Origin of the sequence: Pseudomonas sp. 1912-s (genome assembly GCF_029269205.1) — a bacterium.
Lineage (GTDB): Bacteria > Pseudomonadota > Gammaproteobacteria > Pseudomonadales > Pseudomonadaceae > Aquipseudomonas.
Genome location: NZ_JARIXR010000005.1, coordinates 234,032 through 252,013 on the forward strand (window position 1 = coordinate 234,032; position 17,982 = coordinate 252,013).

Below are 17,982 nucleotides of genomic sequence, written 5' to 3' on the forward strand. Positions count from 1 at the left end.
GCAACGATGTTGAAGGTTCTCTGCAAGTGCTTGCTGGTGCTGAGCATGCCGTTCTGGGCCATTGCCCAGGCGACGTCGGTGGTGTTTCTCAACCCTGGCAATTCGACCGAGACCTTCTGGGTCAGCTACGCGCAATTCATGCAGGCCGCCGCCAGGGACCTCGGCCTGGATTTGCGTGTGCGCTATTCCGAGCGCAACCCCGAGACCACCCTTTCCCAAGCCCGCGAGGCGTTGCAGGGCAGTCAGCGGCCGGACTACCTGGTGCTGGTCAACGAGCAATACATCGCCCCGCAGATCCTGCGCCTGTCCGAGGGCAGTGGGGTCAAGCTGCTGATCGTCAATAATGCGCTGACGGCCGATCAGACCCAATTGCTCGGCGCGGGCAAGTACCCCAACTGGATCGGCAGCATGGTCGCCGACGACGAGGAGGCGGGCTACCTGATGCTCACGCAGCTGTTGCGCCTGCATGGGCCTGTCGCCCCTGGCCAGACCCTTGACCTGATTGCGTTCTCCGGCGCCAAGACCACACCTGCCGCTCAACTGCGTGAACGGGGTTTGCAACGCGCCCTGGCCGACCATCCGCAGGTGCGCCTGCGCCAATTGGTGTATGGCGAGTGGAGCCGCCAGCGGGCCTTTGACCAGGCCACGCAGCTCTTCAAACGTTACCCGCAGACAGCGTTGGTGTGGTCGGCCAATGACGAAATGGCACTGGGGGCGATGGACGCACTCAAGGAGGCCGGGCGAGCGCCGGGCAGGGACGTGTTATTCAGTGCGGTCAACAGCTCGCCTGAAGCGTTGCAGGCGCGCCTTGACGGACGCCTGAGTGTGCTGGTGGCCGGGCACTTTACCCTCGGCGGCTGGGCGATGGTGGTGCTGCATGACGATGCCCGTGGGCTGGACATGGCGCAGTACGGCGGGCGTGAGCGCAAGCTCGGGCTCTTTCGAATGATTGACCCACCACACGCCACGCGCCTTTTGCAGTTGCAGGGGCGCGAGGACTACGGTGTGGATTTTCGTGCGCTGTCGGCCCTGGGCAAACCAGCCACCTACCGTTACCCGTTCAGCCTGCAATTGCTGATGCACTGACCGGGCTCAAACCCCGGCCAGGTGCAGCACCAGCTTGACGATGCCAAACAGGGTCAAGGCGAAGACGGCGGTGAACAGAATGCCCAGCACCACAAAATGACTGGGCTTGCCGTGGGTAAAGTCGCGGGCGCGGTTCTTGCCGCTTTGCACGCCGAAGGCGGCGGCCATGACGCTGTGGAGCATTTGCCAGAACGTCGGTGGCTTGTTGTTGGAGTCGTCCATGTGGTCCTCGACGGCGGGATAAGCCCAATGTTCCCCAAAGGATAGTCAACTTGCAGTAAAACGCGGCCCCATAGCTATCTACTGCCTGGCAGGGCGCTGCACTGGATGTACTGAGACTCCTTAACTCGCATCATCAGGAGTCACTACATGCCAGCCATACCCCCTCGCGCAGACGACGGTTTGCATACGAAACAGATCAGAGCCAGCCTCCCGGCGTGGATTGCTCACAGTACGCTCACCGATATTCAACGCCTCAAGCCCGCAGTGTTTCCCGGTCATTCCCCGTCAGGCCCGCTACCGCAATGGCTGATCAGCGCCAGCGGCGAACTGCAGCGCGCCCTCAGCGCCAGTCAGGCAAGCAGTCGCACCTCCCGAGAGCGTCTGGCCAGGACCCTGGCGACATTAAAAGGGGTGAGTAAGTTTGCCGAGCCGCTGCTGGTCGAGGCCTTGAAGAAGCGTTTGGGGCAGACCCTGGATGTGAATAAAAATGCGCTGTTCTACCTGCGCTACCGCATGGCGACGGAGCAACACACCTTGTTGCAGGCGGCGTTGTTGAACTTCGAAGGCAATGAGGACTTTTCCCAGACGTCGCTGGGTGAAACCAGTGCCTTGGCACCCATCGATGCGCTGGTCACTGAGTATGGAGCGTTCGACCGCGCAGCAGGAGGCTGGTCGGCGACTTATCGCTACACCGAAAAACTGTCGCTTTCCCCACAGGATTTCTCGCAGCTGTGCCGCACGCTGGATCTGGGGCGGCAATATCAGGACCACTTGAAACAGGTGTTCGAGGCGCCTGACCGAGCCGCAACGGTGCGGGCACAGATGATTGCCGCGCAAAAAGACCTATTGGCGGTGCGGGTACACGCCGCCCGCATGAAGAATGAAATCACTCAACCGTTCTATCGGGCGCTGCTGGCTGTCCTGTCCGGCACCCCCTACGCCACGCTGGAGGGCAAGCCATTGGCCTACAGCCGCTTGTCGATCTTCGGTATGCCCCTTGGCGAAATCGTCTTGATCGGCCCGGGCTTCAAACCCCAGGGCCGTACGGTGTTCGACTGGGTCTTTCCGCTCCCGGGCGCGATCGACTGGTTGACCCCCAAGGTACCGGTCGGGCGCTTTGTGGTATGGATCCCAGGGGCGCCGCTGTACCCGCTCAAGGAATACGATTCGATTGCGCAATTCAACCAGGACCTGGCGATCAACTTGCGCGCACCGTCCTATCAGAAGCTGTTCGCCAGCCTGCTGCCGCAGAACAAGGCGGCGGAGTTTTTGCAGCGTTTGAACGCCAAGTTGTACACCCACAAATGGAACAACCAAGGGCTGCGCGAGCAGGTGTACGACGAGAATATCGATCTGAACCTGCGCGACACACCCGTCATCGGCGAGCCCTTCGGCGCCCTTTACGATCTGCATGTGCAGCGCTTGAAAGACAACGCGCTGACGGTGGCAGTACCCACGGCCGAAGCCGATCGCCAGGCCGCCAGGGAGCGTCTCGACTATTGGCTGAGTATCGGCATGAATGTGCTGAACGTGGCGGCGTTTGTCGTGCCTGGGGTGGGCGAGTTGATGATGGCGGTGACCGCCGTTCAACTGGGGATGGAGGTCTACCACGGCCTCGAATCCTGGCAACAGGGCGACATGGAGGGTGCCTTGGGGCATTTGGAGTCGGTGGCACTGAACGTTGCCTTTATGGCAAGTTTGGGCGTTGCCGGTGTGATGGCGGGCAAGGCGCCGGTGATTCAGGTGTCCAAATGGGTCGATGGGATGGTGCCGGTCAAGTTGCCCAACGGTGAAGCCCGGCTGTGGAAACCGGACCTGACCCCTTATCGCAGCGAAGTGGTACTGCCCCCCAGCCTGCGGCCTAACGCACAAGGCCAGTATGAGACTGGTGGCAAGATTTACGTACGCCTGGGCGAGGACCTGTTTGAAAAGGGCTTTGATACGCGCCAGGGCAAATGGCGGCTCAAGCACCCCACCAATCCCGATGCCTACCAACCCATCCTTGAGCACAACAATGCCGGGGCATGGCGCCACACCCATGAAAACCCGCTGCTGTGGAATCGCACGACGCTGCTGCGCCGCCTGGGTCACGAGGCCGAGGGGTTTTCCGATGAGACCCTGAACACCATCGGCGATATCAGCGCGGTGCCAGATGATGTACTGCGCAAGGTGCACATGGACGGCCGCCCGGTGCCGTCGTTGCTGGCCGATACCCTGCGCCAATTCCGCGCTGACCGGGGCGCCAGCGAAGTGATCGAACAATGGCGTACCGGTGTCGGCATCGATGACCGTTATGAATACGCCTTGCCGTTGCTGGTGCAAATGCCGAACTGGCCCGCCGGACGGGTGCTGGAATTGTTCCAGGGGCCGGAACCCTGGGGCGTGTCTCGCCGCTATGGCAAACCGTTATCGGCCGCAGATATGCGTGCCACGATCAAAATCACCCGTGGCGAGATGCTGGCGGGCAAGTTGCCTCGCCAAGTGCTGGCCGAACTGGGCGAGCAGGGCAGCAGTGACCTGTTGGGGGCTCATGCACAAGGTGACCAGGAGTACGTCTTCCGTACCCGGCTGGTGGACTTTGCGCAGAAGCGCAAACCGGCGCTGGTCGACAGCCTGTATCGCTCCGGCGAGCCCAAACAGGTGGTGTCCCAGGTGCTTGAGCAGCGCTTCGCCTCGTTGCCCCGTGGGGCAGTCAGTGAAGTGCTGGAGCAGGCAAGTGTTCGCCAGCGCGCGGAATTGGTCCGCACCGGTCGGGTCCCGGCAAGCCTGGATAACCTTGCGCGTATCCGCGCTCAACAAGGGCGGCTGAGCCGGGCAATCACCGGCCTGCATCGCCTGACCATCGCCTCGGCCGACAGCGAGCGCCTGGCGTTGCATAGCCTGGAACAGTTGCCGGGCTGGCCTGCGACTTTGCGCCTGGAAGTGCGCGGCGAAAGCGTCACTGGCCCGCTGATCGACAGTATCGGCCCGCAAAATGCCGTCGAACGCAAATACCTGGTCAAGACCGGCGATATCTATCAGGCCTTCGACGAGCGGGGTCAAAGCCTCAACAGCCTCACGCCCGACGGTCGCAACTTCTTTGAGTCGATCATGCAGGCCTTGCCCGATCAGGCGCGACAGTCATTGGGCCTGCCGTCCGTCACCCAGGATGCCGAGCTGCAGCAGGCCTTGGCGCGCTATGCGACGACCCATCGTGACGCCATGGCGGCCATTTTGAAGCAGCGCGTGCCGCGTTCCCGACCCTCCCTGGCACCGACGACCGGGCCGGTGGGATACGCGCTGAGTGGGCGAGGTGATGCCTTTGCCCATGAGACGTCGCTGACCACCCGGCTGCGGGCCATTTATCCAAACTTCTCCGAGGAAGAGGCCGAGCGTTTTGTGCTGATGCGGCTGGCCAGCGGCGAGACGCAACAGCAGATTCTGCATCTGTTGACCACGCGCCAGCGCGAGCTGGACGGGCTGAAGGCAATCCTGGACGGGTGGGCGCAAGGCAACCCCGGTCGCCAGCGCATAGCCGACGTTTTGATCGGTGGCTGGCGACAAGGCCTGGTTCGCGGGGTTGACGCGCATGCCTATCTGGACCTGATGGAAATCAGTGAGTTACCGCTGCTTGTTGCCGACTTCTCGCACGTACGTGGGTTGAAATTGTCTGGCGCGGCAGTAGCCGGCCAGACACGGGCGGCGCTGTTCCGGCAATTTCCCAATGTCAAACGTGTGGACCTTTATGTTGAGCAGGCCGAGTTGAACGCCATCGCCGATGGCCTGGGCGCGTTACCCGGCGTGACCGAGTTGGCCATTGATGGGTATCAGTTGAGCTATACGCCCGAGTTTATCCAGGGCCTCAACCAACGGGTGCAACTTGAACGTTTGAGCCTGGCGGGCGACCTTCCTGCCCTGGACGTCAGCGGCCTGAAAAACCTGCGCAGTCTCAGCGTCTCCGGCTCTCTGGCCGAATGGCCGACCGGCGTGCTGGCCCTCGAACACCTGGAAGCCTTGAACCTGTCCGGTACACGGATCAATACCGTTACGCCGCAGTTGTTCGCCGGGCATGAGCGGGTGTGGCGTGGTTTGACCATGAAATGGTCGGCCTTCGAGCCCTCCGCATTTATGGCGGTGTTTGACCACGTGCACGGTAACGCGGCGCACCTGATGGACGAAGCGCAACTGGTACAAACGTATTGCGCCGGCAGCCTGGCCAACTTGAACGCCGGGGATTCGGCGTTCGCCCGAAATGCGTTGGCCGAATTCACCCGGCTGGGACTGTCCGCGCGTGAACAGGTAGTGCGGGTCAACACCCTGCATGAAGAACACCGGGTTTTGACGGCAGAGCTGGAGAGCTGGCAGGCCCGTGAGCTTCGGGTAGGCGGGAAATTGGTCGATGTCTTTTATCGTCAGCGTGCGGCCAGAAGTATTCTGGACTGCTGGCGCGCGGGTCTGGAGCAGCGCTATGGCGGGGGTGCGGCAGTAGCAGGACCTTCTTCACGGGTGGAAAGCGCAGTGAGCCTGGACCTGTCGGGCGGCATGCTGGGTGATTTGCCCGAACTTCCGGCACAGGGTTTTACCCATGTGAGCCAATTGCAACTGGCCAGCGCCCGTCTGTCGTTGCCGGCGCTGGAAAGCGTGTTGGGCAAGGTGCCCAATCTGCGCCGCCTGGGGCTGAGCGGCAACAAGCTTTCAACATTACCGAGGGCGTTCAGCGACCTGCAGGCCCTGCAGTTCCTCGATCTGTCCCGCAACCAACTGACGGTGACGCCCGCCATCCAGCATCAACTCAACGCCATGACGCAGTTGCAGCAACTGACAATGTCGTTCAACCGCCTGGGCGTTCTGGATGTGCGGATGTTGTCGAAACTGCAAAAGCTGGACCTGAGCCATACCGCGCTGCGTGAGTGGCCGACCGGCGTTCTCGAACTGCCGCAGCTGGGTGAATTGAAGCTCAATCACAGCGCGATCACGCGCATTCCGCCGCAGGCCCTGAGCGGCCACGACCTGCTGATGTTGAGGACTAACCTGCGGGGTTGTCCGCTGACGCTGCAAGCCTGCGCCGACATCGAGCAATTCTCCCGGCGCCTGTATCGAGACGATCCTCTGCATCTGGTTTCGACACAACAGGCCTTTGCTCAGGCCGCCTACCTGGACAGTCCCATGGGCATTCCCAAGGCCGGTCTGGCCGAAGGCTCGACCGGCGGTGAGCCGGAGTATTTCCCTCTTGAAGTGTCGGAAGACCCCGACATGTTGATTGCGCTGGCGTTGGACCCGGCGGGCGCTGAATCGCGGCTGACTGCGGCGCAGCGCTTGCGCCGCCTGGCACCCCAGCTGAGCGACAGTGGCGCGGTGAGCCTGATCGATGGCTTGCGCGAAAGCGGCCTGGGGGCGCTGGATATCGAAGCGCGCCTGCGGCAGTGGACGCAGCAGCACAAGGCACTGGTGATGATGTTGAACGAATGGATCGACGTTCGCGGTTACCGCGAGGACGGTGGCTGGATCAGCGCCATTGACCGTCGGCGTGCGGCCGACCGGATTCTGGACAGCTGGCGGCACAACCTGCGTGCCGACCCCGGGAAGCCAGCGATCGATGGTCGACACCGGTTGGACTTATCCGGGCTGTATCTGGGGGAGCTACCTGCGGTGCCCAGGCAGTTCAATCACGTCACCGAATTGAACTTGAACGCGGTCAGGCTCACCGAACAAGGTTCCAACGGGTTTTTGCGTGCATTTGCCCAGGCCCGCAGCCTGGTACTCAACCACAACGGTTTGAGCCGCTTGCCCGAAGCCCTCGACGAGTTCAGCGCGCTGACTCGATTCGAAGCGGCTTACAACGATCTGCGCGACAGCGCTGGGCTGGAGCAATGCCTGGCGCACTGGCCGGCACTTGAATGGCTGGACCTGAGTGAAAACACGCTGGCGAACCTGGACATCCGCGCCTTGCCCAACCTGCGGCATCTGGATGTGCACGCCAACATCCTCGAAGACTGGCCGGCCGGGGTGTTGCACGCGCGTAACCTGAGCAATCTTGACCTGAGCAATAACCAGATTGAAACCATTCCACTTGGGGCACTGGATGACGAGCACGAGGTGCTGATGCGAAACACTGATCTGTCCGACAACCTGCTGCTCGAGCAGGAACTGGAGGCGTTGCGCGAATATCAGGCACGAACCGGCAATGGTTTGGGCTTCTCCCAGAATGATATCGACCGCCTGCTGGAGGGCTACGCCACAACGGAGGAGTCCGGCAGCAGCGAAGATGAGGCCCACCCTGAATTATTGACGGAGGCCGAACAGAAAGCGCAATGGTTTGCCGGCATACCCGACGGCTCATCCCGGCACCGTGTATGGGAAAACCTCAAGGCGAACGAGCAGAGCCGGGATTTTTTCTACATTGTGGCCCAATTGCGGCATGCCAAGGACTTTGTCCAGGACAAAGCGGAGCTGAGCCGTCGGGTCTGGGAGGTGCTGGAAGCTGCCGACCAGTACCCGCAATTGCAGGCAACCCTGTTTGTGAGGGCTCATGCCTCAATCTCCCGCGTCACCTGTGGTGATGGCTGGATCCTGTTGTTCAGCGACCTGGAGGTTCGGGTCTATGAGTTCAAGGCACTCCACAGCGGTACCGAGGGCCAGGAAGGCCCGGCGTTGCTGAAGCTGGCCACCGGCATCATCCGCCTGGAAGAAGTGGAGGCCGTGGCCGAAGCCGCGATCCTGCGACGACCGGGTATCGACCCGGCAGAGATTCGCCTGGCCTACCGTATCGGGCTGGCCCAGCGCCTGGCGTTGCCTCGCCAGCCATCCACCATGATCTACCGCAACCTATCCCGGGTCTCCGACGCCGATATCGATGCGGCTTATGCATCGATCATCGCCAAGGAGGCCCAACCGGCCTTTGTCGAGAAGTTGGTGGGTCGTGAGTACTGGGTGGATTACCTGAAGCGGCGTTACCCGGCTGAATTCTCCGCCTTGACCCAGCAACGGCAGGTCCGCCTGGACGCACTGGAGACGCGGCATTCCGAGATCACCCCGGGCTACCTGGAAGAGATTTCGGCACTGGACACGCAGTACAAAGCTGAACAGGCGGCGCTGGCCATACGGCTTTGCGCAATCGAACGCGCGGCGCTCAATCTGTGAAGAAAGCCGGAGCCGGTCCGAGCCTGGCTCCGGCATCGATCAGTTGTCGTAACCCAGGTTTGGCGCCAGCCAGCGCTCGGTCACACTCAAGTCCTGATCCTTGCGCGCGGTGTAGCTCGCCACCTGGTCCTTGTCGATCTTGCCCACGGCGAAGTACTGCGCCTGCGGGTGGGCGAAGTACCAGCCGCTGACCGCCGCTGCCGGGAACATCGCGTAGTGCTCAGTGAGGAACACGCCGCTGCGGCCGGCCTGCATTTCGCGGGCTTCAGGGTCCAGCAGTTGGAACAACTGGGCCTTCTCGGTGTGATCCGGGCACGCCGGGTAGCCTGGAGCAGGGCGGATGCCGCTGTACTGTTCCTTGATCAGTGCTTCGTTATCCAGTTGCTCGTCCTTGGCGTAGCCCCAGTGCTCTTTACGCACCTGCTGGTGCAGCCACTCGGCGCAGGCTTCGGCCAGGCGGTCGGCCAGGGCCTTGACCATGATCGAGTTGTAGTCGTCGCCAGCGTCCTGGTAGGCCTTGGCGACTTCTTCGGCGCCGATGCCGGCGGTGGTGATGAAACCACCGATGTAGTCGGTCACGCCGCTGTCCCTGGGCGCCACGAAGTCGGCCAGGGAGAAATTGGGCTTGCCGTCGGTCTTGATGATCTGCTGGCGCAGGTGGTGCAGCTTGGCAATTGGCTGGCCATCGTCGCCGTAGACTTCCAGGTCATCCTCCTGCACCTGGTTGGTCGGCCAGAAGCCGAACACGGCGCGGGCGCTGATGAGCTTTTCGTCGATCAGCTTCTTGAGCATTTCCTGGGCATCGGCGTACAGCGCGGTGGCGGCTTCACCGACCACTTCGTCTTCAAGGATGCGCGGGAACTTGCCGGCCAGGTCCCAGGAGATAAAGAACGGCGTCCAGTCGATATACTCGGCCAGCACCTTGAGGTCGATATTGTCCAGCACTTTGGAACCGGTAAAAGTCGGCTTGACCGGCGTGTACGTGCTCCAGTCGAACTGCGGCTTCTTGGCAATCGCCGCCGGGTAGCTCAGTCGCTCGGTGCGGGCGCTGCGGTTGGAGGTGCGCTCGCGCACGTCAATGTATTCCAGGCGGGTTTTCTCGACAAAACCGGCCTTCAATTCCTTGGACAACAACTGGGTGGCCACGCCCACGGCGCGGGAGGCGTCGGTGACGTAGATCACGGCGTCATTGCTGTACTTCGGTTCGATCTTCACCGCCGTGTGGGCCTTGGAGGTGGTGGCGCCACCGATCATCAGCGGCAGGTGGAAGTCCTGGCGCTGCATCTCACGGGCGACGTGCACCATCTCGTCCAGGGACGGGGTGATCAGGCCGGACAGGCCGATGATGTCGCACTTCTGTTCCTTGGCCACTTGCAGGATCTTCTCGGCCGGCACCATTACGCCCAGGTCGACGATGTCATAGCCGTTGCAACCCAGCACCACGCCGACGATGTTCTTGCCGATGTCGTGCACGTCGCCCTTGACGGTGGCCATCAGGATCTTGCCCTTGGCTTCCGGCTTGTCGCCTTTTTCCAGCTCGATGAAGGGGATCAAGTGGGCCACGGCCTGCTTCATCACCCGGGCGGATTTCACCACCTGGGGCAGGAACATTTTGCCGGCGCCGAACAGGTCGCCGACGATGTTCATGCCGGACATCAGCGGGCCTTCGATCACCTCGATCGGGCGCGCGAACGACTGCCGGGATTCTTCGGTGTCTTCGATGATGTGGGTGGTGATGCCCTTGACCAGCGCGTGTTCCAGGCGCTTGTTCACGTCCCAGCCACGCCACTCTTCGGTCTCGGCTTCCTTGACGCTGCCGTCGCCCTTGTACTTGTCGGCGATGGCGAGGAGGGCGTCGGTGCCTTCCGGAGTGCGGTTGAGCACCACGTCTTCCACGGCGTCGCGCAGTTCAACCGGGATCTGGTCGTAGATTTCCAGCTGGCCGGCGTTGACGATACCCATGCTCAGGCCATTGCGGATTGCATACAGCAGGAACACCGAGTGGATCGCCTCGCGCACCGGGTTGTTGCCCCGGAACGAGAACGACACGTTGGACACGCCGCCCGAGGTCAGTGCATACGGCAGCTCGTCGCGGATGTAGGCACAAGCGTTGATGAAGTCGACGGCGTAGTTGTTGTGCTCTTCGATACCGGTGGCCACCGCGAAGATGTTCGGGTCGAAGATGATGTCTTCCGGCGGGAAGCCGACTTCGTTCACCAGGATGTCGTAGGAGCGCTTGCAGATCTCTTTCTTGCGCGCTTCGGTGTCGGCCTGGCCGGCTTCGTCGAAGGCCATCACCACCACTGCAGCGCCGTAGCGCTTGCACAGCTTGGCGTGGTGAATGAACTGCTCGACGCCTTCCTTCATGCTGATGGAGTTGACGATGCCCTTGCCCTGGATGCATTTCAGGCCGGCCTCGATCACTTCCCACTTGGAGGAGTCGATCATGATCGGTACGCGGGAGATGTCCGGTTCGCCGGCAATCAGGTTGAGGAAGGTCACCATGGCCTTCTTCGAATCCAGCATGCCTTCGTCCATGTTGATGTCGATCACCTGGGCGCCGGCTTCCACCTGCTGCAGGGCGACTTCCAGGGCTTCGGTGTAGTTGTCTTCGCGGATCAGGCGGGCGAAGCGGGCGGAACCGGTGATATTGGTGCGCTCGCCGACGTTGACGAACAACGAACTGCGATCAATCGTGAACGGTTCCAGGCCAGACAGGCGGCACGCCTTGGGGATGTCCGGGATCGGACGCGGGGCGTAACCGGCCACGGCCTTGGCGATGGCTTCGATGTGGCCCGGCGTGGTACCGCAGCAGCCGCCGACGATGTTGAGGAAGCCGCTCTGGGCGAACTCTTCGATGACCTTGGCAGTTTGCGACGGCAGTTCGTCGTACTCGCCGAATTCGTTGGGCAGGCCGGCGTTCGGGTGCGCGGAAACGTGGGTGTTGGCCTTGTTCGACAACTCTTCCAGGTACGGGCGCAACTCGCTGGCGCCCAGGGCGCAGTTCAGGCCCACAGACAGCGGCTTGGCGTGGCTGACCGAGTTCCAGAAGGCTTCGGTGGTCTGGCCCGACAACGTACGGCCGGAGGCGTCGGTAATGGTGCCGGAGATCATGATCGGCAGTTCGACGTTCAATTCTTCGAACACACCCTGCACAGCGAAGATCGCGGCCTTGGCGTTGAGGGTATCGAAGATGGTCTCGATCAGGATCAGGTCGGCGCCGCCCTCGATCAGGCCCTTGGTGGCCTCGGTGTAGTTTTCCACCAGCTCATCGAAGGTCACGTTGCGGTAGCCGGGGTTGTTCACATCGGGCGACAGCGAGCAGGTACGGCTGGTCGGGCCGAGCACGCCGGCGACGAAACGCGGCTTGGCCGGGTTTTCCAGGGTCTTGGCGTCGGCGATCTTGCGTGCCAGGCGTGCGCCTTCTACGTTTAACTCGTAGGCCAGCTCCTCCATGCCATAGTCGGCCATGGAAATGCGCGTGGCGTTGAAGGTGTTGGTTTCCAGGATGTCGGCGCCGGCATCCAGGTAGGCTTTTTCGATGCCGCCGATCACGTCCGGACGGGTGATCACCAGCAGGTCGTTATTGCCCTTGACGTCGCTCGGCCAGTCAGCGAAGCGTTTGCCACGGTAGTCTTGCTCTTCCAGCTTATAGCTCTGGATCATCGTGCCCATGCCGCCGTCGAGGATCAGGATGCGTTCCTTGAGGGCTTGGTGGAGGGCTTGCAGACGAGCGCTACGATCGGGCATGGGACTACTCTGGTCAGGTATCACGGAGGGCGAAGATCATAGCAAACCTGTGCGCTTTTAGAGCATGCACCGGTTTTGCATGAATATCGCTCATGTTGTCGAGGATGTTACATCGGTAGAATCGCCGGATTTTTCACTGTACGCATTGAATCGGGACCGGGAACATGTCACTTCGCCTTATCGCCAGCGCCGCGTTTGCGCTGTTCGCTCTCACCGCACAGGCAGAAGGTCCCGCCCCGGCGATCTCTTATACCCGTGATATCCAGCCAATCTTCACCGAGAAATGCGTGGCCTGCCACGCCTGTTATGACTCGGCCTGCCAGCTCAACCTGGGCAGTGCCGAAGGCGCGGCCCGCGGCGCCACCAAAGTGCCGGTGTACGACGGCGAGCGCAGCCAGGCCAGCCAACCTACGCGCCTGTTCTATGACGCCTTCGGCAAGGCCGCCTGGCAGCAGAAGGGCTTCTACTCGGTGCTGGATGCCCAGGGCAGCCAGGCCGCACTGATGGCACGGATGCTGGAGCTGGGGCATAACGCGCCTTTACAGCCCAACGCCAAGCTGCCGGATGACATTGTGCTGGGCCTGAACCGCGAAAACACGTGCCCGATGCCGGGCGAATTCAATGCCTACGCCGGTTCGCACCCCAAAGAAGGCATGCCGCTGGCGGTCACCGGCCTGACCGACCAGCAGTACCAGACCTTGCAGCGCTGGCTGGCCTCCGGTGCGCCGATCGACGAACAAGGCCTGGCGCCGAGTGCCCAGGAAGCCCTGCAAGTACAGCAGTGGGAAAACCTGTTCAACCAGCCCGGCGCCCGGGAAAGCCTGGTCGCGCGCTGGTTGTTCGAGCACCTGTTCCTCGCCCACATCTACTTTGAAGGCGGCGAGCCGGGGCATTTCTTCCAGTGGGTACGCTCGCGCACGCCCAGTGGCCAGCCGATCGACCTGATCAACACCCGCCGTCCCAACGACGACCCCGGCACCCAGATTTACTACCGCCTGTGGCCAGTGCAGGGCGTGATCGTGCACAAGACCCACATCACCTATCCGTTCAGCGCCGAGAAAATGGCCCGGATCAAGTCGCTGTTCTATACCGATGACTGGCAGGTGCACGCGTTGCCGGGTTACGGGCCGGGCCGCCGGGCCAACCCGTTCGAGACCTTCGAGGCGATTCCGGCCAAGGCGCGCTACCAGTTCATGCTGGATAACGCCGAATACTTCGTGCGCACCTTTATTCGCGGGCCGGTGTGCCGGGGCCAAATCGCCACGGACGTGATCCGTGACAACTTCTGGACCCTGTTCCAGGACCCCGACCACGACCTGTACATCACCGATGCCCGTTACCGCGGCCAGGCCACGCCGTTGCTGGCGATGCCGGGGCAAATTGATGATGTGGGCAGCGTGCTCAGCCTCTGGATCAAATACCGCGACAAGCGTAATGAGTACGAGGCGTTGCGTCGCGACAGCTATGCCGACGTGCCGCCGCCGAGCTGGTCGAGCCTGTGGGCCGGCAATGACAACGCGCTGCTGACTATCTTCCGCCACTTTGACAGTGCGTCGGTGACCAAGGGCTTGATCGGCGAAGTGCCGCAGACGATGTGGCTGTTCGACTATCCGTTGCTGGAGCGCACCTATTACCAGTTGGCGGTGAATTTCGATGTGTTCGGCAACGTCTCCCATCAGGCCCAGACGCGCCTGTATTTCGACCTGATCCGCAATGGCGCCGAGCAGAACTTCCTGCGGTTGATGCCGGCCGATTCCCGCGATGACTTCCTCGACGATTGGTACCAGAACAGCGGCAAGGTCAAGCTGTGGCTGGACTATGAGGCCATCGACGATGACAAGCCCACGGGGCTCAAGCTCGATGAAAAAGACCCCAAGCGTGACTTTGCCAACCAGTTGCTGGCCCGTTACGGCGACCTGAACGCCAGCCCGGACCCGATCAACCGCTGCGTCAGCGCCTATTGCTCGCGCCCTGGCGTCGACCCGGCGTTGCAGGACGCCGAGCAGGCCCTGAGCCGCCTGACCAACCGCCCGGCGGCGGGGCTCAAGGTGATCGACCAGTTGCCGGAAGCCACGATGCTGCGCATCGAAACCCGCAGCGGCAAACGCGAGGTCTATAGCCTGTTGCGCAACCGCGCCCACAGCAACGTGGCTTTCATGCTCGGTGAGGCTTACCGCTACCAGCCGGGCCTGGACACGGTGACCGTCTATCCCGGGGTGCTGAGCAGCTACCCGAACTTCATGTTCAACATTCCCGCCGAGCAAGTGCCGGAGTTTGTCGCCGCCCTGGAGAACGCCAAGGACGCCAATCGTTTCGAGAAGATTGTCGACCGCTGGGGCATCCGTCGCAGTCACCCGTTGTTCTGGCAGTATTTCCACGACCTGTCGAAGTACATCCGCGAAACCACGCCGGTGGAAGAGGGTGTGCTGGACATGAACCGTTATGAAAACCTTTGATCGGGGGCGAAAGTCTTTTCCGACAAAATTACTAGGACTTTGTACCTCGGTAATAATTTGGCGTAAACTGCCGGCAAGCCTGTGAGGAGTTTCCATGACTGCCATAACCATTACCGACGCCGCCCACGATTACCTGGCTGACCTGCTGTCGAAGCAGAACACCCCGGGTATCGGCATCCGCGTCTTTATCACCCAGCCCGGCACCCAGTACGCCGAGACGTGCATTGCCTACTGCAAGCCGGGTGAAGAAAAACCTGAAGATACGGCGCTGGGGCTGAAAAGCTTCACGGCGTATATCGATGCGTTCAGTGAAGCGTTTCTTGACGATGCCGTGGTGGATTACGCCACTGATCGCATGGGTGGCCAACTGACCATCAAGGCGCCGAACGCCAAGGTACCGAATGTTAATGCGGACAGCCCGATCAACGAGCGCATCAACTACTACCTGCAAACCGAGATCAACCCGGGGCTGGCCAGCCACGGCGGTCAGGTAAGCCTGATCGATGTGGTGGATGACGGGATCGCCGTGCTGAAGTTTGGTGGCGGTTGCCAGGGCTGCGGCCAGGCAGACGTGACCTTGCGTGAAGGCATCGAGCGCACCTTGCTGGAGCGCGTTCCGGAGCTTAAGGGCGTGCGTGATGTGACTGACCATACGCAGAAAGAAAACGCCTACTACTAAGTAAGGTGTTCACTGCGGTCATAAAAAACGGCGCCCCGTGAGCGCCGTTTTTTTATGTTTGTTATTCAGTTAGTTACATAATCTTCTTAACAAAGAAGATCACGTGTGGGAGCGGGCTTGCTCGCGAACGCGGTGGATCAGTCGACACCTATATTGACTGGCCCGACGCATTCGCGAGCAAGCCCGCTCCCACATTGGGTTCTATGTTCATTCAGGGGCGATAGAGGTGGGCATGGCCGGCGCGATACAGCGAGGACTCGCTGAAGCTGTCACTGGCCAGCACCCGGCCTACCAGAATCAGCGCCGTACGCCGAAAGCCCTTGGCCGCGACTTTCCCGGCGATATCGGCCAGGGTGCCGACAGCCCAATCCTGATCCGGCCAGGTCGCTCGATGCACCACGGCAATCGGACAGTCCGCGCCATAGTGAGGCAACAATTCGGCCACGATCTTCTCCAGATGATTCACCCCCAGGTGAATCGCCATCGTCGTCCCGTGCTGCGCCAGGCTGCTGAACGCCTCACCCTCGGGCATCGCGGTCTTGTCGGCATAACGGGTCAGGATCACGCTTTGAGCGATGTCTGGCAGCGTCAGTTCAGCCTCCAGCAGCGCCGCACAGGCCGCTACGGCGGTAACGCCGGGAATGATCTGGAATGGAATCCCCAGTTCCCGCAACAAACGAATCTGCTCGCCGATCGCCCCATACAGACTCGGATCCCCGGAATGCACCCGCGCCACATCCTGGCCTTTCCCGTGGGCGGTCTTGATCAGCTCGATGATCTGCTCCAGATGCAATTCAGCGCTGTTGACCACCACTTCCGCCTGATGGCCCTCAAGCACCGCCGCCGGAACCAGCGAGCCGGCATAGATGATCACCGGGCAACTGCGAATCAGCCGCTGGCCCTTGACGGTAATCAGTTCCGGGTCGCCTGGGCCTGCGCCGATGAAAAAGACAGTCATGGATATGTTCCTGTGAAAAAAGCACGCGAGCAGGGCTTCAGATGAAGATGGCTCATGATGGAAGCTGATGATTATCGGGAATTCAGCCGGCGCACGCCAATGCAAAGGTGGCCTGGGCGGTTTTTTGGCGGGTGACCAATAAGGTGGCGGGGCGTCGGGACAGCTGTTCAGCCAACGCCAAGGCAGCACTTTCGGCGATGCCGTAGCAGCCGGTATGGGCAAAAACAGTCTCTGATTTATGGCTCAATCGATCTTCGTAAGGCACCAGTTCCGCCGCACTGAAAAACGTCAAAGGCAGTTCCAGCGCATGGGCGAGTGCGAGCAGCCCCGGCTCATCCTGCTTGCGATCAAGGCTGGCCAGCGCGGTAATTCGCTGGCGCTCAATACCACCCTCGGCAAGGGCGGCATTGAACAGGTCGAGCAGGGCGTCGACAGGACAGCCCCGCTGGCAACCCAGGCCAACTGCCAGGATCATGCCGCGTACTGATCATCACGGTTACGGCGGAACAACCATGCACTGATCAAGCCCAGCGCCAGCCAGAAGGCCACGTTGGTCAGTTGCGAGGCAATCTTGAACTGAGCTTCCAGGGCTTGCGGCGCCAGCATCGAGTGGACTTCCGGCTGTGGCGCGCCGATCACGTGGGGCACCGCCAGGATCGCCACGCCCAGCACTTTCAGCAGCCAGTTGCGACCGAACACGATCAGCGCGATACCGGCCGCGGTGGAGGCCGCAGTGCCGATCCACCAGATTTGCCGTTGTGCCAGGTCTGCCGCAGCGGTCCCCGGCAATTCAGGCGGCAAACCGAGGGTTGGCGCGAGCACGAACGTGGCGTAACCGGCCAGGCCCCAAAGCAGGCCTTGAGCCGTGCGGGTCGGGGCACGCAGGGTGTACAGGCCGGCAAGCATCAGGGCAAAACCTACCGCGACCACCAAATTGCCGCCCGTGGTGGACAGCACGCGCTGCCAGCCGTCTTCCGGCTCCCAGGCTTCGGCGTCGTGGGTGTGAGCGGCAGCCCCGGCGTGTTCATGCACTTCGGCAGCGGCCGGGGCGTTTTCGTAGGTTTCCGCCTGCAAAATCAGCGGGGCAACCCAAAAGCTTTGCAGCAACGTCAGCAACAAGGCGGCCAGAAGCCCGGTGAAACCTGCGGTTTGAGCAATACGCTTGATCATGTCGGCAGGTCTCAGTGGCACGGGAACGCGGCGCTGTGGCGGGTATCGTGGGCGGCGTTGTGCACCGCTTCGATGTGCGAGAAACCGGCGAAATACACCAGGCACGCGCCAAGAATCGACGCACCGATGGCGGCGGTCAGGCGTTGGCTCAAAGTGGCAGTGGTGCTGGCGGTAGAGGCAGTGCTGCTGATGATCGACATGGCGCGTCCCTTCTGGGTTTCAGGGTGACACGAGCGCATGAAAACCCCGCGAGCCAGGCACGCAGGGTTCTGAACAGCGCCCGCCCACCGCGGGTTTGTTATCTGATTTTTTCGGGCCGGTCTCCGGGCTTGCGAGGGGCCTGGGCCTTAAAAACATCACCTTCCCATGCCGTACAGGCACAGTGGATTTGATGTTTCACTCGCTTACCGTTGCGGGGGCAGCACCGGACTCGTCACGCCCTTGAGTAAAGGCACATGACTCACCGGTTTCCCGTTTCACCCTGTGAAGGGCACCCGAAACAAGATGTGTAGGAGAGCATGGGCGGGCGATGGGCGTCAAAT

The 17,982-nt window shown here is 61.6% G+C and carries 10 protein-coding genes and 1 riboswitch; of the genes, 4 read left to right on the plus strand and 6 right to left on the minus strand.

What is annotated here, in order from left to right; all coding sequences use genetic code 11:
• Nucleotides 1-6 precede the first annotated feature (6 nt).
• Nucleotides 7-1,086: an ABC transporter substrate-binding protein gene (locus P3C29_RS09075; RefSeq protein WP_201123546.1), complete on the plus strand. Its 1,080-nt coding sequence runs from the start codon at nucleotides 7-9 to the stop codon at nucleotides 1,084-1,086.
• A 6-nt stretch (nucleotides 1,087-1,092) separates the two neighbouring features.
• Here P3C29_RS09075 and P3C29_RS09080 read toward each other — a convergent pair whose 3' ends face one another.
• Nucleotides 1,093-1,308: a DUF2970 domain-containing protein gene (locus tag P3C29_RS09080; protein ID WP_177088140.1), complete on the minus strand. Its 216-nt coding sequence runs from the start codon at nucleotides 1,306-1,308 to the stop codon at nucleotides 1,093-1,095.
• A 147-nt stretch (nucleotides 1,309-1,455) separates the two neighbouring features.
• On the opposite strand from P3C29_RS09080, the gene P3C29_RS09085 reads away from it, so the two are divergent.
• Nucleotides 1,456-8,427: an NEL-type E3 ubiquitin ligase domain-containing protein gene (locus P3C29_RS09085; protein WP_275964345.1), complete on the plus strand. Its 6,972-nt coding sequence runs from the start codon at nucleotides 1,456-1,458 to the stop codon at nucleotides 8,425-8,427.
• A gap of 39 nt (nucleotides 8,428-8,466) precedes the next feature.
• Here the strand turns inward: P3C29_RS09085 and metH are convergent, their stop codons facing one another.
• Complete coding sequence (gene metH / locus P3C29_RS09090) at nucleotides 8,467-12,177, minus strand: methionine synthase (RefSeq protein ID WP_275964346.1); 3,711 nt, start codon at nucleotides 12,175-12,177, stop codon at nucleotides 8,467-8,469.
• Between the two features lie 164 nt (nucleotides 12,178-12,341).
• On the opposite strand from metH, the gene P3C29_RS09095 reads away from it, so the two are divergent.
• Entirely contained in the window at nucleotides 12,342-14,633 is a 2,292-nt protein-coding gene (locus P3C29_RS09095; protein WP_201123556.1) for a fatty acid cis/trans isomerase, read from the plus strand.
• 94 nt (nucleotides 14,634-14,727) lie between these two features.
• Entirely contained in the window at nucleotides 14,728-15,312 is a 585-nt protein-coding gene (gene nfuA, locus P3C29_RS09100; RefSeq protein ID WP_003210817.1) for a Fe-S biogenesis protein NfuA, read from the plus strand.
• A 211-nt stretch (nucleotides 15,313-15,523) separates the two neighbouring features.
• On the opposite strand, the gene cobM is transcribed toward nfuA, so the two are convergent.
• The 4 genes from cobM to P3C29_RS09120 all read right to left on the minus strand — a co-directional run bounded on the left by cobM (nucleotide 15,524) and on the right by P3C29_RS09120 (nucleotide 17,640).
• Complete coding sequence (gene cobM / locus P3C29_RS09105) at nucleotides 15,524-16,270, minus strand: precorrin-4 C(11)-methyltransferase (protein ID WP_201123558.1); 747 nt, start codon at nucleotides 16,268-16,270, stop codon at nucleotides 15,524-15,526.
• An 82-nt stretch (nucleotides 16,271-16,352) separates the two neighbouring features.
• Nucleotides 16,353-16,745, minus strand: coding sequence for a cobalamin biosynthesis protein (locus tag P3C29_RS09110; protein ID WP_275964347.1), 393 nt, complete (start codon nucleotides 16,743-16,745; stop codon nucleotides 16,353-16,355).
• Complete coding sequence (locus tag P3C29_RS09115) at nucleotides 16,742-17,440, minus strand: CbtA family protein (protein ID WP_177088128.1); 699 nt, start codon at nucleotides 17,438-17,440, stop codon at nucleotides 16,742-16,744. Before P3C29_RS09115 ends, P3C29_RS09110 begins: the two co-directional genes overlap by 4 nt.
• A gap of 11 nt (nucleotides 17,441-17,451) precedes the next feature.
• Nucleotides 17,452-17,640: a CbtB-domain containing protein gene (locus P3C29_RS09120; RefSeq protein ID WP_003217883.1), complete on the minus strand. Its 189-nt coding sequence runs from the start codon at nucleotides 17,638-17,640 to the stop codon at nucleotides 17,452-17,454.
• A gap of 96 nt (nucleotides 17,641-17,736) precedes the next feature.
• Nucleotides 17,737-17,953, minus strand: a riboswitch (cobalamin riboswitch).
• Between the last annotated feature and the right edge of the window lie 29 nt (nucleotides 17,954-17,982).

Coding starts and splice junctions, on each gene's coding strand:
- nfuA (WP_003210817.1), top strand. CDS start 14,728: ATGACTGCCATAACCATTACCGACGCCGCCCACGATTACCTGGCTGAC.
- P3C29_RS09110 (WP_275964347.1), bottom strand. CDS start 16,745: ATGATCCTGGCAGTTGGCCTGGGTTGCCAGCGGGGCTGTCCTGTCGAC.
- P3C29_RS09075 (WP_201123546.1), top strand. CDS start 7: ATGTTGAAGGTTCTCTGCAAGTGCTTGCTGGTGCTGAGCATGCCGTTC.
- P3C29_RS09080 (WP_177088140.1), bottom strand. CDS start 1,308: ATGGACGACTCCAACAACAAGCCACCGACGTTCTGGCAAATGCTCCAC.
- cobM (WP_201123558.1), bottom strand. CDS start 16,270: ATGACTGTCTTTTTCATCGGCGCAGGCCCAGGCGACCCGGAACTGATT.
- P3C29_RS09095 (WP_201123556.1), top strand. CDS start 12,342: ATGTCACTTCGCCTTATCGCCAGCGCCGCGTTTGCGCTGTTCGCTCTC.
- metH (WP_275964346.1), bottom strand. CDS start 12,177: ATGCCCGATCGTAGCGCTCGTCTGCAAGCCCTCCACCAAGCCCTCAAG.
- P3C29_RS09120 (WP_003217883.1), bottom strand. CDS start 17,640: ATGTCGATCATCAGCAGCACTGCCTCTACCGCCAGCACCACTGCCACT.
- P3C29_RS09085 (WP_275964345.1), top strand. CDS start 1,456: ATGCCAGCCATACCCCCTCGCGCAGACGACGGTTTGCATACGAAACAG.
- P3C29_RS09115 (WP_177088128.1), bottom strand. CDS start 17,440: ATGATCAAGCGTATTGCTCAAACCGCAGGTTTCACCGGGCTTCTGGCC.